Origin of the sequence: Prescottella defluvii (assembly GCF_000738775.1) — a bacterium.
GTDB lineage: Bacteria > Actinomycetota > Actinomycetes > Mycobacteriales > Mycobacteriaceae > Prescottella > Prescottella defluvii.
Window position 1 is genome coordinate 1 of sequence record NZ_JPOC01000032.1, and the last position, 1,049, is coordinate 1,049.

The window sequence follows — 1,049 nt, forward strand, 5'->3', positions numbered from 1 at the left end:
CAGGGTCCGGTTGAGGCGTTCGACCTTGCCGTTCTGCCACGGGCAGTGCGGTCTGATGAACTTCTGCTTGATCCCGTGTTCGGCGCAGACTGCGCGGAGGGACCATCGGTAGGCCCAGGCGTTGTCGGTCATCAACCGCTCGATTCTCGTGATGCCGCGGTCCGCGAAGTAGTCGATCGCACGGGTCAGGAAACCCGAACAGGTGGAGCCCTTTTCGTCTGGGAGGATCTCCGAGTAGGCGAGTCGGGAGTGGTCATCGACGAGCGAGTGGACGTAGTCGAATCCGGTCCGGGTGCTGCGGTCGCGGGCTGTCGATCCGGCGGCTCGTCCGTGTGCGCGCCATCCGCCACCGTCGGGGATTCTGCCGAGCTTTTTGACGTCCATGTGCACCAGTTCGCCGGGCCGCTCACGTTCGTAGCGCACGGCGGTGGTTTTCGACGAGCGGATCACCTGACCGGTCATCGGGTCCAAGTCCGCCAGGTGTGGCACCTGGTGGCGCCGTAGGACTCGGGAGACTGTGCGGGCCGGCACCCCGAGTTCTGCTGCGAGCCAGTCCGGCCCGCGTCGCTCACGCACACGGAGCTCGACGATCCGGGTCTCGACTTCGGCTGCGGTTCGGGTCGGCATGGTGTGCGGGCGGGAGGACCGATCGTGTAACCCGGCTTCGCCCTCGGTCTCGTAGCGGGCCACCCACGTCGACACGCACTTCCGGGATATCCCCATTGCGCTGGCGATATGCGCTTTCGGCCAGCCATCTCGGTAGCGCTCGACGATGAGCAATCTGCCGAGATATGTGGTTCGGGCATTACGGTGGGACACGAGAACCTCCGAGCGGATGTGGGCCTTAGACAAGCCACACCCCACTCGGAGGTTCTCTTCACATCAAGCCGACACGCCCGCTACCAACGTCCTGACCGGGTACACCTAGTGCGCCGCGAGCGCGATCCGGCCCTGCTCCGTGGCAGCCTCCGGGCGCCCGGCGTCCGGCAGATCCACGCGGATGTGGTGCAGTCGTCCGGTGAAGGCGAAGCGGCCGTCGAACTCGTCGC

The 1,049-nt window shown here is 66.0% G+C and carries 1 protein-coding gene; it reads right to left on the reverse strand.

What is annotated here, in order from left to right; all coding sequences use genetic code 11:
- A partial coding sequence (locus IJ15_RS0112680) for an IS481 family transposase (protein ID WP_031938712.1) occupies positions 1-819 on the reverse strand: 819 nt, incomplete at its 3' end.
- Positions 820-1,049: the final 230 nt, after the last annotated feature.